The organism is Pseudobacteroides cellulosolvens ATCC 35603 = DSM 2933, assembly GCF_001262605.1.
Lineage (GTDB): Bacteria > Bacillota > Clostridia > Acetivibrionales > DSM-2933 > Pseudobacteroides > Pseudobacteroides cellulosolvens.
Genome location: NZ_LGTC01000001.1, coordinates 3797834 through 3815484 on the forward strand (window position 1 = coordinate 3797834; position 17651 = coordinate 3815484).

At 35.9% G+C, this 17651-nt stretch carries 15 protein-coding genes; 6 read left to right on the forward strand and 9 right to left on the reverse strand.

The annotated features are described in order from the left end of the window. Positions 1 to 7: 7 nt before the first annotated feature. From Bccel_RS15445 to Bccel_RS15465, 5 genes are read right to left on the reverse strand one after another with little or no spacing between them, the layout of a single operon-like run. A complete protein-coding gene (locus Bccel_RS15445; RefSeq protein ID WP_036938970.1) occupies positions 8 to 403 on the reverse strand; it encodes a DUF4280 domain-containing protein in 396 nt (131 codons plus the stop codon). Between the two features lie 10 nt (positions 404 to 413). After that, on the reverse strand, positions 414 to 941 hold the full coding sequence (locus Bccel_RS15450; protein WP_036938972.1) for an imm11 family protein: 528 nt from the start codon (positions 939 to 941) through the stop codon (positions 414 to 416). A gap of 1 nt (position 942) precedes the next feature. After that, positions 943 to 1542, reverse strand: a complete 600-nt coding sequence (locus tag Bccel_RS15455) for a hypothetical protein (RefSeq protein WP_036938974.1) — start codon at positions 1540 to 1542, stop codon at positions 943 to 945. Continuing rightward, positions 1539 to 2951 carry a phage baseplate assembly protein V gene (locus tag Bccel_RS15460; RefSeq protein WP_036938976.1) on the reverse strand — a complete coding sequence of 471 codons (1413 nt, stop codon included), beginning with the start codon at positions 2949 to 2951 and terminating at the stop codon, positions 1539 to 1541. Before Bccel_RS15460 ends, Bccel_RS15455 begins: the two co-directional genes overlap by 4 nt. 2 nt (positions 2952 to 2953) lie before the next feature. After that, positions 2954 to 3544 (reverse strand): hypothetical protein, encoded by a 591-nt coding sequence (locus tag Bccel_RS15465; protein WP_036938978.1) that lies wholly within the window; start codon positions 3542 to 3544, stop codon positions 2954 to 2956. Positions 3545 to 3954: 410 nt separating this feature from the next. Here Bccel_RS15465 and Bccel_RS15470 point away from each other — a divergent pair, with 410 nt between their 5' ends. Next, on the forward strand, positions 3955 to 5979 hold the full coding sequence (locus Bccel_RS15470; protein WP_036938980.1) for an aldehyde ferredoxin oxidoreductase family protein: 2025 nt from the start codon (positions 3955 to 3957) through the stop codon (positions 5977 to 5979). 43 nt (positions 5980 to 6022) lie between these two features. After that, positions 6023 to 6727, forward strand: coding sequence for a lysoplasmalogenase (locus tag Bccel_RS15475; protein ID WP_036938983.1), 705 nt, complete (start codon positions 6023 to 6025; stop codon positions 6725 to 6727). A 248-nt stretch (positions 6728 to 6975) separates the two neighbouring features. Here the strand turns inward: Bccel_RS15475 and Bccel_RS15480 are convergent, their stop codons facing one another. Next, entirely contained in the window at positions 6976 to 7836 is an 861-nt protein-coding gene (locus Bccel_RS15480; protein ID WP_036938984.1) for a MerR family transcriptional regulator, read from the reverse strand. Positions 7837 to 8029: 193 nt separating this feature from the next. Continuing rightward, positions 8030 to 9847: a S8 family serine peptidase gene (locus Bccel_RS31590; protein WP_050753524.1), complete on the reverse strand. Its 1818-nt coding sequence runs from the start codon at positions 9845 to 9847 to the stop codon at positions 8030 to 8032. A gap of 207 nt (positions 9848 to 10054) precedes the next feature. Between Bccel_RS31590 and Bccel_RS15490 the strand changes: the two genes are divergently transcribed. Together Bccel_RS15490 and Bccel_RS15495 are read left to right on the forward strand one after the other, a co-directional pair. Next, a complete protein-coding gene (locus Bccel_RS15490) occupies positions 10055 to 12352 on the forward strand; it encodes an NPCBM/NEW2 domain-containing protein (RefSeq protein WP_036938986.1) in 2298 nt (765 codons plus the stop codon). Positions 12353 to 12363: 11 nt separating this feature from the next. Continuing rightward, positions 12364 to 12954 carry an acyl carrier protein phosphodiesterase gene (locus Bccel_RS15495; protein WP_036938988.1) on the forward strand — a complete coding sequence of 197 codons (591 nt, stop codon included), beginning with the start codon at positions 12364 to 12366 and terminating at the stop codon, positions 12952 to 12954. Positions 12955 to 12986: 32 nt separating this feature from the next. Here the strand turns inward: Bccel_RS15495 and pdxR are convergent, their stop codons facing one another. Continuing rightward, positions 12987 to 14375, reverse strand: coding sequence for a MocR-like pyridoxine biosynthesis transcription factor PdxR (gene pdxR / locus Bccel_RS15500; RefSeq protein WP_036938990.1), 1389 nt, complete (start codon positions 14373 to 14375; stop codon positions 12987 to 12989). A gap of 135 nt (positions 14376 to 14510) precedes the next feature. Here pdxR and Bccel_RS15505 point away from each other — a divergent pair, with 135 nt between their 5' ends. Next, the gene (locus Bccel_RS15505; protein WP_036938992.1) at positions 14511 to 15437 is read left to right on the forward strand and encodes a DMT family transporter; all 927 of its coding nucleotides are present in this window, start codon (positions 14511 to 14513) and stop codon (positions 15435 to 15437) included. Between the two features lie 137 nt (positions 15438 to 15574). Here the strand turns inward: Bccel_RS15505 and Bccel_RS28990 are convergent, their stop codons facing one another. Further along, entirely contained in the window at positions 15575 to 16741 is a 1167-nt protein-coding gene (locus Bccel_RS28990; protein ID WP_081926813.1) for a dockerin type I domain-containing protein, read from the reverse strand. Between the two features lie 315 nt (positions 16742 to 17056). Between Bccel_RS28990 and Bccel_RS15515 the strand changes: the two genes are divergently transcribed. Then, the gene (locus tag Bccel_RS15515) at positions 17057 to 17650 is read left to right on the forward strand and encodes a TetR/AcrR family transcriptional regulator (RefSeq protein ID WP_036938994.1); all 594 of its coding nucleotides are present in this window, start codon (positions 17057 to 17059) and stop codon (positions 17648 to 17650) included. Position 17651: the final 1 nt, after the last annotated feature.

Here is a 17651-nt window from a genome sequence, read left to right on the forward strand (position 1 = left end):
CCATGTCCTACTCGTCATGCTGACCGTCAGTTTTAAATGTAATCATTCCTCCTAAGCTGCATATAAGCTTGGAATTAGTGGTAAGAGCAGCAAATCCGTCCACAATGGTATCTTCCTTGGTATCCATCCAACATGATAATATGGCTGGAACACATGGTTTTCCTGCAACCGGTTTACCATCCTCGCCCACAAGTGTTACAGGTGCATTGCTTGGGTTTGCAGGACTGCTGCACACTCCAAATTCAGGTACATTCTCAATAGGCACACAGTCCCATTGGTTCATCATTGGTTTATTATTTATATATGAACCATGGCTCACAGGAAGGTTTATCTTTCTTCCATGGCTTCCACAGCTACATACCATAGTTGCTCCCCTCACTATATATCTGCTTATTTCCGGCATCAAACCCCTCCTAATCTTCTACTGGTATTCTTTTAAGGCAGATCCCATTCAAATATCTCCTCAAAATGCTCTCTGCCGCATCAAGCCTTACAATAATAGTTGGTTTAGCTCCATCCGACACTGAAAATATCTTATGATCCATAATACCTTCTTTCTTTAAGATAAGCTTAGTAATTACACTTTTATCCCTTGTAAACTCGCATTTGGGACTTAATGCATCAACCTTTTTAAATACAGGAAGAAAGTATTTTTCCTGCTTCTTGTTTTCTGAATCTATCAGCACTATTGTTTTAAACAGGGCATCCGGTTGGTATTTTTCAAATAAATTTTTTAGCTTTTCAGATACTAAAAAAAGATCCCTGTTCAAAATATCCAAATAACTGCTTTCAGGAGTAGCTTTTACATAAAAAATAACGGTATCAGCCACATTATGTATGTCTTGATAGTTTAAATTTTTTATATCAATTTTACCTGAAAGCTGCGTAATAACAGGTAAATCTTTATATCTCTCATCCTGCTTCAACAAAAAATAGTCCATGCTATGCCTTCACCTCATTATCGCTATACAACACTTCATTAAAGTCCCTATATTCTCCCATCATAATGCATATTTCAGGTACTTTCACCATTTCAATAAATGCAACACTTTGTAAAAACTTAGGAATAACAGACCTTGTGAATTCAACTGCCAATGTGTGATATTTCAATGCCTCGGATAACTTAACATTATCTACATCCATATCTGTAACAAATCTTCCATATTGCTTTTTTTCATTTTTCAAAAGGCTTATTTGTTTAAACAGTGAAGAAAATATAAATTCTGCATTCCACATACTATAGCACTCGGTTGTATCTAAAAACCATCTACTGTCATAGGCATCTATTCTGTAAAATGATGTATCCTCCATTATGCTTGTACGTAAAAACGAAATGCAAATGTACTTAATATCCCCCTTCACTCCCCGCTGCTGAAACCCTGCTGCTTTTCTACATACATCCTCAAGCGCAGAAACCAGCTCCTTTTCAATATGCTCCCTATTGGAAGAATATCTTTGATCTATATTCAGAAGCTCCTGTGCCCAATTATTGATGATGCATTTTGATACAAGTTCCTCAAGCATCCCATTCTTATCCATCATTCAATATTCACCTTCGCCCCATTCATTGATACATCGTCTGCAATGGTTAAATTAGCACTTGCTTGTATTAATTGTATTCCCTCATCACCCTGAACCAGAATTTTTGTACCTGAATTTATTTCTATGTCCTCTTTTGCAGATATGGTTAATTTCTTGTCGGTAGAAATTTCTATTCCGCCATCATCAGTTAATCTCACCAGTTGTTTTCCATTACTCATAATTTCTATTGCACCCGGTTGAAATACAATATGCTTTCCATATTTGGTACTTATACTTTTAACCGCTGGGTCACTTCTCTTCTGTGGATCTTTGGATGTAAGGTTTACCGAACTTGCTGTAAAAGCATTTTTTTCATCTGCATCAGGAAAATACAGCCTTACCTTATCCCCTATCTCAGGCATGCAGTACCATCCTGAACCGTCAGGAGAAGAGTAAACAGTGGAATAAGGAAACCACATTGCTTCACCTACAGGCTGTTTTTCATCTATTTTAAGATGCACTTTTACAGTATCTTTTGCAACATCTATTACCTTGCCAAAAAGCGAAACCCCTATAAGCTGGTCATTGTATATCCTGTTATACTTTATTCCTTCTCCGTCTTTTAATATGTATGTATTTAAAACAATGCCATCATGAACCTTTGTCTCAGAACTTAATATATAGAGCTTTCTGTTTTTAAAGTTTATAGGCCTACCCAGTTCCAATATATCCGGGCTGGTTATTTCATAACTTATTAGATTTTTTTCCTGTATTCCATCTATGCCGTTCTGAGATTTTCTAAGGTAATCCTTTATATCTTTTTTAATTATATAGTTGTACTCTTTAAGATCATGCCCGGAAGGGATATCAACTTTTCCTATATAGTATTTAACCCCATTAGCATTACATGATGGTATAAGCGGTGCATTAAAATGCGATGCCAGACGCTTTGCAAATTCCCAATCAGTTTCGAGGTATTGCACAAGAAGGCCTCCTGTTGTTTTACCATTTGAAGCCTCATCTAAAGCCTGTGACTTGAGATACCCACTCGTTACCTGGTCAAAAATCTCCTTATAAGCAGCATCCTTGTTCTGGAAGGAACGTTTTTTCTTCTTAACATCCATCAAAAAGCTTAAGCTCAAAGCCTCAATCTGAATACTTCTGACATTCATCTTGGCATGCAGGGACATACATGTAACAACGCCATAAAACAAAACAACACTTTGATTTTCACCTTTTAAAGATACCTTTATGATTTCATCTTCACATGAATTCTCAATGTACTGATCCATCTTTTCTTCTGGAACAATCCCCTCAATATACAGCCTTGCATGCTCATTCAATTCCCTGACAATTTTGAAATCCAATATTCTGTTAAATTCATAAGGTTCTACTATGATATCCGCAATTGTAAAAATCGATTGGCCCATTCTTATCCTCTTCCTTCTATATTCTTTTTGGTTACCCTTATAGTTTTCATTACCTGAAAAGCAACCTCTCTCCAGTCTTTATATTCATCATACCGGCAGCAAAATGTTCCCATGACTGTTTTACCTTCAAATTCAAAGAAAAACATCAAGTTATATATAAAACCATCCATAGCAGGACTTTTAAATTCAAAATAACCGACATTTTTTTCATCTACTTTTTCAACACCATCTGTAAAAAATATATTGGCTGGATTGACCTTTTTTAAGATTGCCTTCATCCCGTCCGTCAGTTCCTTGACCTGATCCTCATTAAGGCTACTGTCTATACGGTTCAGCATAATATTGATACTGCCTGTTTCATCAGTTTGAATAATTTCCGGTCGCTGGGAGGAAGGATACTTAATCTGCCGCTGTTGCTGCGGCATTTCCTTGAAATCCTTCGGCATAAGGAGCTTTACATTATCATCATAAAATACTCTTTCCTCAAACTCGTAATACCGGTTGCCGATTTTAACTTGACCGTCACTGATGTTTTGCAGTTTAGACTCTTCATTGTTTATAATTTCCAGAATTTTTTCATCTATATTACCCATTTTTACCCTCCCCTGATAAATTTAGTAATACCCTAAAGGGCAAATCAAACTAATATACATATTTTAACATTCTACAATTTTAAGTATATTTTAACATATTTATAATGTAAATTACATACTTTAATTTAATTACATATCTATAATCTCATATTTCAGTATACTCAAAAACGCTAGTAACTAATTCCTACTTAGCGATAGATTTTAAAGCGTAAGTGATTTCATTTAAAGATCAGTTAAAGCATCATATTCATATATTGTAGAATTATAAATACCCTGTAAAATTATTTCACTAATTTTTTGCTTTATGAAGCCCTTCCTTACAAGGCTTTTTTGCTGTAGAAAAAAGGAATTATTAAATAAAAATAGAATATTAGGATAATAAAATTATTTATCTTATGGAGGACTTCAATATGCCATATGGTTATATGGGAAAAATTTTATGGATTGACCTCACAAACAAAGTGATTAGCGAAGAGGTAATACCTGATGAAGTATATGAACAGTTTTTAACCGGGTACGGCCTTGGCTCTAAGATTATATTCGACAGGCAAAAAGCTGGTGCAGACCCTCTCGGCCCTGATAACATTTTTGCCGTAATGAGCGGACTATTAACCGGAACAGGTGCATTATTTAGCGGACGATGGATGGTTATGGGAAAAAGTCCTCTTACAAATACATGGGGAGATGCAAATTGCGGGGGATATTTTGCACCTGCAATAAAAAATACGGGATATGACGGTTTCTTCTTCACAGGTATAAGTGTAGAACCAGTATACCTATTAATTGATGGTGATAAAAAAGAGTTGGTCTCTGCTGCTGATTTATGGGGAAAAGATAGCTATAATACTGTAGACTACCTAGAATCTAAACACGGCAAGCACTTTAAGGTCGCATGTATCGGTCAGGGTGGTGAAAATCTCTCATTAATTTCTGGTATTGTTACCGACAAGGGTAGGCTGGCTGCAAGAAGCGGGCTTGGTGCTGTTATGGGTTCTAAAAAGCTTAAGGCAATATGCCTTGGCGGTAATAAAAGTGTAGATATATTTGATATTGAAGAGGTTACACGTCACTCCAATCTGTTTTCCCAAGACTTTTATGATGATAAGCACTCGTTAGAAGACAAAATTCTTGGTGGCATTACGAATGTTCCCATATTATCCGGTGTAGTCAGAGTCCTTGATGAACACCAAATGCTTCCTATAGGTGGAGAGGTTGAACGTTACGTTATGAAGACATGGGGAACCTCTGGTACTGTGGCTTATTCTGCCAATATTGGGGATTCTCCTATTAAAAACTGGAAGGGTGTAGGGTGTATTGATTTCCCAGGGCGATTGACAAAAAAAATATCCAATGACTCAGTTACAAAGTATGAAACTGAGAAATACGGGTGTTATGCTTGTCCCATGTCATGCGGTGGAAGGCTTAAGGTCAATGAAAAAGAATTTTCCACAGGAGAAGGAGATACCCATAAGCCGGAATATGAAACTATATGCGGATTTGGTTCCATGGTTCTTACTAATGACATGGTTGGAATAATAAAAATTAATGATATTTTAAATAGAGCAGGAATTGATACTATAAGCTGTGCCGCCACTGTAGCATGGGCATTTGAGGCGTTTGAAAACAGTGTAATTACAGAAGAAGATACAGGTGGACTAAAGCTTACATGGGGGAACAGTGATGCTGAAATAAAACTTGTAGAAAAGATTGCTGCATGCGAAGGAATAGGAAAGATATTGAAGGATGGTGTTAAAAAAGCTTCTGAACACTTCGGGAAAGGATCTGAAGCATATGCTATGCATGTTTGCGGACAGGAGCTCCCAATGCATGACCCAAGGCATCCTAATTCCGTTGGTTTGGGTGTAGGCTATGAAGCTGAACCGACTCCCGGAAGACATACCAGCAACTTGGATTGCTGTAGTTTATACAGTGACGATGATAATACTCAAAAAGTACAGAAAAAAAAACACATTCATCCCATAAAGCAAAAATGTAAGGATGACGACGATGGGGAAAAACAAAAGGGAGCAAGTTGCTTTATGGATCTGGTAAATGGCCTTGGATTATGTGCTTTTGCTTTTGGTGTAGGTCCGACTCCACCAATCGTTGAATGGACCAATGCCGTTACCGGTTGGAAAAAGGAATTCAATGATTACCTATTCATTGCACAGAGGATAAAAACCCTAAGACATTCATTTAATATAAGAGAGGGTATTAATCCTTGGGATATTAAAATGCCGGATAGAGCAAGGGGAATACCCCAATTGGAAGAAGGTCCGAATGAGGGTGTCCGACCGGACTTTGATACTGCAAAGAGAAATTATTTCGAAGCGATGGGATACGATCTTGATACTTTGAAACCAAAAAAAGATACTCTGGATAAACTTGGGCTTGATGATGTCAAAGCAATTTTATATCCTGAAGTTTCCAACTAAATAAAAGCGTTTATTCTTTTTACATAACAAGGGAGTAGATTTAATGCTTATAAATTTAATAATTTTATTTCTATTTATTATCTTTTTTAGCTTAAACATATTTGCAGATGCTAAAAGACGAGCGGAGCTTGGTACTGTCACCAAGCCCTTGCTCGTCCCCAGTATTATTCTTTTCTATGCTTTAAATACCGAAAATATGGACAAACTTTTAATTATGGCTTTATTTTTTGGTTTTATCGGAGATGTTGTCCTTTTAGGAAGAGAAAAACTTTTTATATATTGGGGTATGGCTGCCTTTTTAACAGGCCATATTTTCTATACAGTCACATTTGTAAATTCCATCGATAACTTTCATGTAATAAATCCCTGGTTTTACCTTATGATTATGCCATATTTAATTTATGGAAGCTTTATGATAGGTTATCTATGGAAAAACATAAAGGTTTCATCTGGTGGAAAACTTCTTATAAGTACCATGATTATTTATATGTGTGCACTATTTGCAATGAGCTTTACCAGCTTATGCCGTTTATGGACAGCATTTAATGCCGGCACCCTACTTCCGTTCATTGGGTCATTATTTTTTATTTCATCTGATTCATACCTTGCATGTCAAATAGTAAAGGAAAAGCTTAACTATGTACAAACTTATTATAAGAAATCAAATATAGACACAATGGAAGTTATTATTATGGTAACCTATGTAGTCGCTCAAAGTCTCATAATGTTGGGATTTCTTTTTCAGTAAACTTTTACTGCATACATTATGTATCTGTAAGAGTAGAATAGCCGCTAATATAAACTATATATGTTCTGAAAAAGATTTTACATAAGCAAATGCAGTTGAATCGTCTGCATTTGCTTAATAAAAATGAATTTTTCGCAACATATGAATCAAGGAAAATGCTTTGCAATAATTAAAAGTGTAAAATGATTATTGTAAAACATATAGTATAAAATGGTAATAGTTGCTACGGATTTCATTAATCGATAGATTCATTCCTTAAAAAAACTCATGATTGCTTTTCCCAAAAATACAGACGAACCTTCGCCATACAGCCCATCATATGCCTTTATTAAATCTTCATCTTCTATAAATCCTTTTGCAATATCTAACAATAGAACTTTAACATCTTTCATTCTATATATCTGCTTTGATATAAATTCATATTCTGCAATCAGCCTTTTTATTTCTGGAGTTGTTGTATCCTTCCCACGTAATCCACATAATTCTTTAAAAATCTCATCAGTTCTCTTTTGATGTGATTGAATAATATCAAGCGGGATTGCATTTTTCGCAGCTTCTTTCATAGAATCTATCACAGCCTCTTTGCCTCCATACCATTTCAAAAGGTTCTTCATAGTCTCCTGCCCCTCTTCAGCATATACCTTAGCAATAAAATTGTCTTTGAGGCTATCCATATCTATATTTTCTTTTTTCATCATTTCTAGCCGTTCTTCATTCAGATTGTCTTTCATGTATTTAAACATTTCCTCAATTTCTTCTTTACTAAACTCCTGAAAACTCATTTTATTATCTCCTTTCAGAATATCATCAATCAACCTTATCAAATTATCCAGACGTTTCCTTTTTAACATCAGTATTTTCTTCTGGTTAATAAGAGTTTTCTCTTTATCAAAATTGGGATTTTCCATAATGGACTTTATATCTTTCAAAGGCATATCAAATTCCTTAAAGAATAATATCTGCTGCAATGCCTCAAGAGCTTTATCATCATAAAACCGGTATCCTGATTCATTACATGTTGTAGGCTTCAGTAGCCCTATTTCATCATAATAATGAAGCGTACGTATGCTAATACCGGTTAATTTGGAAACTTCGTTTACAGTTCTCATTTTTGTATTCCCTCCTTTGCTATATTTAATTTACACTATAACGCAACGTGAGTGTCAACAAAAAAGCAAAAAAATAAAAATGGAACTGCCTATCAGATTTGACATCTTCCAAGCAGTTCCAATAATTTTGTATACTTTACTTATTTCTATCATTCTATGATGTAACCTTATATGGCTTCATCATTTCATTTTCTTAAGGCTCAATTCCCCATACCAATGTGTTATTTATAAACACATTGATCTTCTCCCATGTTGTGAAATAGTCTGCATTAGGATTAAAGGAATAATCGTTTAATTGATTATAATTTGACCAATCAGCTTTTGCAAACCTTGATTTTATTACAATTGAACCACCAGGATTAATAACACCCGCATCTTCTGTGAACCCAATCTCGAGGTAATAGTCTGCGTTATTTTTATATGTATTAAACTTAGCAAATGTTCCCTTAATAATTGAATTACCCACCGAAGACCAGTCACACCAAAAGTTCTGTTCCTTCTCACCGTCAATTGTGTAGTAATACCTTAATTTTACGTCTGAAAGGTTAACAAGTGTGTCCCTAGTATTTGTTAGTAGGAAATCTGTATAAATATTATTGCTTAAATTCTGAGTACTGAGGTTATAGGCCATAACACTTAACTTTCCTGTCTCAGGATCAGGTGTTGGTATCGGTGTTTCTACCATGCTGTTTAATGCTTTGTATACATTCAATCTGCCTCCTGAAACTGTCCTGTTCATTAATGAATCTATTTGATCGACACTGCTCATAATCAGATTCTTAATATCCAAACCTGTTAGGGATTTATCATATGACTTTATAAGAGCAGCTGCTCCTGTAACATACGGTGCAGCCATTGAGGTACCATTCATGAATGCATATTGATTACCGGGAATTGTACTGTATATGCTTACTCCAGGTGCAGCAAGATCTATTGTGGATTTCCCGTAATTTGAAAATTGAGCAGGATTGTCATTGTGATCAGTAGCTGCAACAGATATTATACCTGGATATGTATACGCTGCAGGATAATGTGGGTATACATCAACATTTCTTCCTGAATTCCCTGCTGAAACAACACTTAGCACGCCATTATCACTTGCGTATTTAAATGCTTCTTCAAGTATAGGAGCATTTCCTCCTCCTCCCCAGGAGTTAGAAGTAATAGGTATATTCATTTTCACTGCATAATTGATTGCTTGAGCAGCATCTGACAATGCTACAAATCCATCACTGTCCAAGAACTTTAACGCAGCTATACTGACGTTCCAATTAACCCCTGCTATCCCATATCCGTTATTGGCTGCAGCACCTATTATACCTGCACAATGCGTTCCATGCTTATTGTCATCCATAGGATCGCTATCATTGTTTGCAAAATCCCAACCATAAACATCATCAACATAACCATTTGCATCATCATCAATTCCATTGTCTGGAACCTCACCAGGGTTCTTCCACATATTTTCCTTAAGATCAACATGTGTATAGTCAACACCTGAATCTATAACCGCTACTGTTACATCTCTGCTCCCTTTTGTTATGTTCCACGCCTCTGGTGCATTAATGTCTGAATTTGGAGTACCTTCTGTTTGACCTGCATATTCAACTATACTTTGCTTGTTTAATAAACCTGTTATTCTGTTCAATTCATTGAAATTAGAATAGCCTGTATAACTTACAAGATATGTATTGGAGGAAAGATCAAGCTTCCTCCTAATTCTGCCTTTAAATTGGTTGACAAGATGTTTTAGCTCTTCCTCACTTTCATACGGCTTAAACTTAACAATAACATGGTCTGCAACCATGGCCTTACTATCATCGATGTGGTCCTGAGCTAAACTATTTGAGCTCATAACTACTTCCATTGTATCTTCAACGCGAATAAAAGGATATTTTCCCTTTTCGCTTATAAGTGTTAGCTTCCTATATAAGTCACTATTTAAAGCACCTGAAAATGTAAGATTATTAACACTTTCAATATAGTTAGCGTGTACAAATAATTTGTTCAATCACTAATGTTTACCTATATTTGTAATTTCCAAACATTTTTACAAACAAACATTAACAAAATAGCAGAATACACAATTCAACTTTACTAGATGAAAAGTGTATATTAATTGCACCAAATTCTTGCCTTTATTGCCTTAAAAGTATATAATCGAAACAAAAAAACCTTGATTTGCAACTATTTTTTCACGTACCAGGAGGATATAAAATTGAGAAAAAAATTCGTTATTCCATTGATTTTAATATTATGTGTAATTATAAATAATTCTTTTTTATATGCATTGTCCGATAAAAAACCTGCTATTCCTGTGATAAATTCGCCTGCCAATAACACAGTAATTGATAAATCAAAAGTTACCATTGCATGGAATGACCCATATATTCAAAAACCGCATTACATATGGCTTGTCCAGGAGCCTGAAAATATAATTATTTTAAAGAAAATTGAAATTAAAAAAGGAGTTAATAAGTATACTGTGCCATCAAGCTTTCTTAAGCCAGGCATTAAATACCGTTATAAAGTTGGTGCGTTGGTTTCAAAAAATAACATTTACTATTCCACTATAAGTTACTTTAAGACAGCACAGCCACCTGAAATAACAAATCCGGAGAGTGAAGGCAAAATAGATATATTCGATGCTGTCTTGAAATGGGAGCCAGTAAACCCTAATGAGAACTATGTCTTAAGGCTTGCAGACGACAGCAGTGGAAAAATCATTCTAAATAATATCAGTTTTCAGAATGTTGCCGAGTATAAGCTACTCCCTGAAAATCTTTCATATGGAAAAAAGTATCGTTATGTGATTGGTGTAAAAGACTCATATAAGAACATATCTTGGTCAAACGTCAGGAAATTCACGGTTAATGAAAAGAAAAAACCTCCTGTATTTATATCTGATATTGTGGACAAAACCCAATACCAGGATAATACCAGTATGGTTTTTGATATGAACTATAATAAAGAACCCATTAAGATATGCCATATTAACTATAAAAACAGCATATTGATGAAACCGGGAACCATATTAACAGTACCCCTTAATGGTAAGTATGAAACTTTTTCATCAGTAATTGGACTTGAAGAATCGGTCTATTTATATGGCGGCTCTGTTACATTCAAAGTATCTGGTGATGGCAGGAGCCTCTTTGAAAGTCAGGTAATAAAAAATGAACCGTCAAAATTTTTTCATGCAATGCCAAGGAAAATTGATATTGATGTAAAAGGTGTAAAGGAATTGACTCTGGAGGTTAGAGATGCAGGGGATGGATCAGATTATGATTTCGGTATTTGGGCCTGTCCAGTTGTTTATGAATCCAAACCCAATGTAAAATATTCAACAGCCGGATACAGCTTGGGAGACGGAGAAAAAGGCATAACCCTTTACAGTAACTTTCCTGAGTCAGTTTATGACCATCATATAAACGATCAGAAAGTATGTGTCCTTTTTCGCAGGAACGGAATTATCGGTAAAAACAACATTATAGCAGATCATTTAAATGTGAGTACAAAGCAAAAACCGCTTTATTTTGGCGTATTCCTCCATAATAAATCTCAAAAAGATGCTTTTCTTAAGGTTACAAATAAGGGTGCATCAAGTATGCCGGTTAACAGCAGCATGTTTATGCTGGATGCTCTTAGGGCCTACACCCAAAGTGTCCAAACAAGTACAACATTAAAAGCCGGAGAATACTATTATCTGTTTAACCACCCCTCCCTTGTCCTGAGCCCCCAAGGTCAGGAATTAAACGATTTTGTAAACGCCATAGCGAGATTTGAAACGGATCAGATACTGGAAGTTACCATATGCCTGGTAGAAGATCCCTCCATATTCGATACTCCAGCATTGATAGATACATATCCCGAAGTGCCCTTCGACGGCTATACCAGAACTTACAGAGGCACAGCGGAAAACAACCCGGTTGTAAATTTTAGCCTGAATGCAACCATAAATGATACCGATATCGACTCCAGTCCAATAATTGTGACCTACCCTGTCTACAACGCTCAGGAAAACAAATGGAACCCTGAGAGTGTAAATTTTCCCGGGTGGTTTACAAATATTACTTCGGATAAAATTGATGGAGCAATTGTATCTGATATGTTCTCATTCAAAGAAATCCTCAATAATACCAATATAATAATCTCACCCACAAACCGTTATCCCGAAAACGGACCGTATTTATCCAACCTAGGCAACTGGGGAATCCGGTACAAAGAAAGGATACATATTAAAAACAATACTGATAAAACCAGAATTATAAAGTATTATTTGGGCAATGTAATTGCAAATAACAATTACCTGGATGTTTTAGCATATACACCATCAGGAGAACCCATAATGGGTATGGATCCAAAAGAACTTTCTCCGAATAAGGAACTTTTAAAACTTGTTCAGGAAACAAAAGTACCTCCCTTCGGCGAAAAGAATATTGATTTTGAATACATATTTCCCAATAACTCTTCAGGCGGAATATATCATACTCTTTTGCAGCAGGAAGCCAAATAGGAGGGATTAAGATGAATTATTTAGCACATATATATCTTTCAGGTAATTATGATAAGCATATGCTCGGCAATCTACTTGGTGATTTTGTAAGCAAAACTGAGGATGGTAATTTTGAAAATTCCATAAATGAAGGCATTTATATGCACAGAAAGCTTGATAGTTTCACTGATTCCCACCCTCTCTTTTTAAAGAGCAAAAGCAGAATTTCCAGCTCAAACAAGCGATTTGCCGGACTATTAATAGATATGTTTTATGATCACTTTTTAGCAAAAAACTGGTCAAAATATTCTAAATCATCATTAGAAGCATATACAATTAATTTTTATAAAATACTTGAAAAGTACTCTTCATGCTTACCTGATAAACTTAGAACTGTTATGCCTGCTATGATTAATGAAAACTGGCTTCTTTCTTATAAAGAAGCAATCGGTATTGAAAAAGCATTGGAAAGAATCTCAAAAAGGTTGTCCGTGCCGGATAATTTGCTGGCAGCTTCTATAAGTGAGTTAAACTGCAATTATGGAGATTTAGAAAATGATTTCAGCACATTTTTCCCTGATGCAATTGAATATGCAACTCAGCTATTGGAAGGGCTTCGATAACATTTTTAACACCTGCTAAATTACGGTGCATTCTAAATGGACGTTATAAACTTATTCAATACTGAAATCCCTTTGTTGATTTCATCTATCTCCATATGCCCATACCCCAAAAGCAGCTTATCCAAATGCTTTCCTTTACAGATACTGTGGTATTCCACCGATTTTAGAATAATCCCATTAGTTTTACACTTATGCAGAAACTCATACCCAAATTGCATTCCTGGAAACTCTACTGCAATATGCAGTCCAGTAGCATCTCCCCACGAGTGCCATGTATTCCCGAACTGCTCCGCTAATGCCAACAATAGTGCCTTCCGCCGCTCACCATAAAGCCTCTTCATCTTCAAGACATGCCTATCAATCTTTCTGCTCCTCAAAAACTCTGCTAAAGCTGCCTGTTCAAAAGGGGGATTCTGAACATCGGTGTGAGTCCTTAGGTACCTCCACTTTTTATGCAACTGACGAGGCAGAAGTACATAACCTATACGTAAAGCAGGAAATAGCACCTTTGAAAACGTGCCTACATAAATTACCCTTTGCGGATCCATTGAATAAAGCGGTGCAATTGGCTCACCGCAATACCTGAACTCACTGTCATAATCATCCTCTATTATATAAATTCCATTTTCCCTGGCAAATCGTATTAACCCGGCACGACGGCCTGCCGGAAGAATGCCGCCTAGGGGAAACTGATGAGAAGGTGTTACATATATAGCCCATGCAGCTTTCCCATCAAGATGTTCAATAATCATTCCATGTTCATCTACAGGTACAGGGCAAACTGGATACCCTTTGTTACGCAGTGCCCGCAGCATTCCCATATGGCATGGGTCCTCCATCAATATTTCTTTCCCTTCCTCATAGAGCATTCCTGAAATCAAGTGTAGTCCATAGGTTGCACCTACAGTAATAAATATATCACAAGGATCGACTTTAATTCCCCTGCTTCTAAAAAGCCACCCGGAAATTTCCTCACGCAGCTGCGTTAGCCCATCCGGACCTGAGTATCCGAACTGATATAAAGGCATTTCATCCATTGCCTTATACAGAATTCTATTCCACATATACCTAGGGAAATATCTCAAATCAGGTTGACCTGTCCTAAAATCAGCTTTTATATTATCATAACTTTGAGATTCTTTTTGTAAAAACTCTTCCGAAGATTCTTTAGGTATGCTTAGTCCCTCAGCTACCCTTGTTGGAGCACCTTGACTGCTAAGCACAAATCCCTCAGCCAGCAGCATATCATAAGCCTCACATATGGTATTGCGAGATACTGCCAAGTCTTTAGCCAACTCCCTTGTTGAAGGCAATGGTTCACCTGCTGCTATCCGTCCATCAAGTATATAATCCCTTAGTTTGTGGTAAATCTGCCTCTTTAAAGAAACTTCACTTTGCCTATTTATCTCTATTCCCAACATATATACCTCAACTGGATCTAATGAACTTATTACAAACTGGTACTTTAAAAGTACCAGTTTACTCAATATCATTATAACATAGTTTTTATTGAGATTATTAATGTTTCATATATAAAAGTTTAGGAGAGTACATAAATGGATAAATTAAAGGGTTCATTCTACCTATTCTGTGCATTTTCACTTGCCGGAACTTCTGTTATTTCTGCACGATTTGTTTCAGGTCAATTGGGGACCTTTACAATAGCTGCACTCAGTCTTTTGTTTGCTATTCTTGGCTTGCTGCCTGTTTGTGGATTCAGGCTTATAAGTGAAATGAAGCTTATACATAAAATGAACTGGATTATAATATTACTTCAAGCTTTCTTTGGTATATTTTTATTCCGAATGTTTTTGCTAAATGGTCTTTTGCATACAAGCTCCGGAGAAGCGGGCATTTTAACAGGAGCTACCCCTGCAGTTACAGTAGTTTTAGCAAGGGTCATTCTAAAAGAGCACCTTAATAAACAAAAAATAATCGGTATTTTAAGTACCATTGTCGGTATACTGCTAATACAAGGAATTTTACTGCCTCAAAGAAGCTTCTCATTAATGCACTTATATGGAAATATACTGGTAGTCTGTGCTGCCATCAGTGAGTCTATGTTTAATATTCTTTCACGGATCAACAGTGTAAGGCTGGTTGCAAACGGTCAAAAGCCTTTAGACCCTATTATTCAAACAACACTTGTATCAATAACAGCTTTTATTCTATGCCTTATACCCTCAATTTTAGAAAACCCGGTTTTGCCAATAAAATCGCTTAATCTCAAACAGTGGGGTTCATTGGTATGGTATGGCCTATTCGTTACTGCATTGGCTTTTATCTTCTGGTATGCAGGAATAAAGAGATGTACAGCATCTACCGCTGCTGTTTTCTCGGGCATGATGCCTTTTACAGCTTTAATATTATCAAGCTTGGTACTTGGAGAGAATGTAAGATGGGAGCAATGGTCTGGGGGAATCCTGATTGTGTTTGGGATATTGGGCATTGAGGCCATGTATCCTCAGCTTAACCGACAATGATATTCTTTTTTATCAGTAGCTAAGAATACATGTACCTCCACCATCAATGTTAGCAAAATCGCAAGCGATTTCATTCTTATGTTTTCAATAATCATTTTACGTTTTTAATATGCAAACATTTTTCTTGATCATATAGTTTAAAAACCCAGATCTTTTCTCATAGCATTAACAATTTTACAGTGATTGATAAGGTCATCATTTGACTTAACCTCACTGGTGTAATTAAGTCCGTATGGCCAAAAATGCTGGCTATCTCCCTTTAAAACATCTTGGGAGTTACCTGTAATGGCTCTCAATTGATTTGTTGCATTAGTACCGGTAAATACACCATTTACTATTAATGATCTGTACTGGTTTGTAGTTCCTACACCAGCAGTATGTGCGATTTCATGCATGGCAGTTATGTGATTCATGTACTCTTTTTTACCAAACCTGATATTACCATTGATATTTGCATCAGCAGTTGCAACAGATGGCTCGTATTGAACCCTTAAGTTAAGAACAATACTCGTGTACTGATTATAATAGAAAACAGCCTTGTCCATAGCAGCCGTTATGGCTTCATATGCCGCAAGCTGGTCAGCAGTAGGTGAACTGGCCTTTATGAGAGTATAGGTCACCTTACCTGTCATACCAACGGTAGGTGTAGGAGCTTTGGTAGGTATAGGTGTTACAGTTGGAGTAGGCTTTTTTGTTGGTGTAGGCATTGGTACAGTACTTTTTACAATAGTAGTGGCAGTGATATTTTGTAAATAATCATTTGCAGTTTTACTGAAATGCTTGATAACTATCATTATATCGCTCATATTTATTGCTCCATCTTGATTCATATCAAGAACAAGATTGTACTTTTCACTTGATGAAATAAGATTAAATCCTTTGGCAAACTCGATTATATCCGCCATGTTTATGGAAAGATCGCCATTAAAGTCCCCGGCCCATATGTCGATTGGCAGTCCTCCAGTTGATAAAGCTGTGTCTCCTGAAATAGCCTTATCGGATATGGTTCTTGTTAAAAAGCCTGGCTTTGATATCTTAAAAGTATATCCGGCACCCCTCTGAATGTTATTAAGCTCAAAATGCCCTGTAGAATCCGTTTGACATGTGCCTTGCAATCCCTCCACAGTAACAATAAAGCCTGAAAGCTGGGATGATGCAGTACTGCCTGAATTGACAAACTCAGGTTTTACAATACCTGTTACAGTAAATCCTGTATTAACCTCCTCAGCATTAGATACAGTGCAAATGATGCCAGTCATCATTGTCATGATAACCGCAAAAACAGTTATGACTTTTTTAAACATTTTCAACCCCCCTTATTTTAAAATAAAAAATAAATATTAATGGTATTTGCAATAATTAATTTTTTAATAATAGATCCTATAATCAATATGTAAATCAATAATTATACTATAATACTATAATTTTATAATAATAAAATCAAGCCACTTTTTATAATAATAAAATCAAGCCACCTCAGCACATTTCTAATCTATATATGTTACGAAAAATCATTTCCGCTTTCCTTCATCTGCCCTATTGACCTGCTAACATACACCATGATAAAATTATACTGACCATTCAGTACTAATATTATTTTATGATTAAGAGGTATGCTGATGAACAATCCAAATGCACGAGAGAGAATTTTACAAACCGCCATTAAAATCTTTGCTGAAAAAAGCTTTGAGGGGTCCCGTATAGATGAAATTGCACGGGAAGCAAAGGTACCAAAGTCCTTGATTTACTATCACTTTAAAAGTAAGGATGAGATTTTGGAGGTACTGACTACAAATTTCATTAACGAATACTTGGGAATAATTGCAGCCAAACCAGGTGAAACCCATCAGGAAAAGGCACAGGAAATTCCCGCAAGGATGAAAAATGTATATTATGAATTCGGACTTAAAAATGCAGACTTGCTTAGAGTAATGCTTATTGACTCTCTTAAAAAGTCCAAAGATGCACCAATTTTATTTAAAGTAGTGGAAGCAATGATAAATAAAGAAAGCGAAAACACATGCACTCAAAACTATAATATTCAGGAAAGGCGAATAGCCGAATTTTTTACCAGTTTTATTCCCATGTATGCATATCTATGCTTTGCAGATTCATGGACCAAATATTTCAATATTGAAAGAAAAGAATTTGACAAATTGTTTATGAAAGTGTACACGGAAACTCATGGTGCTTATCATAAAAACCATGATTAAG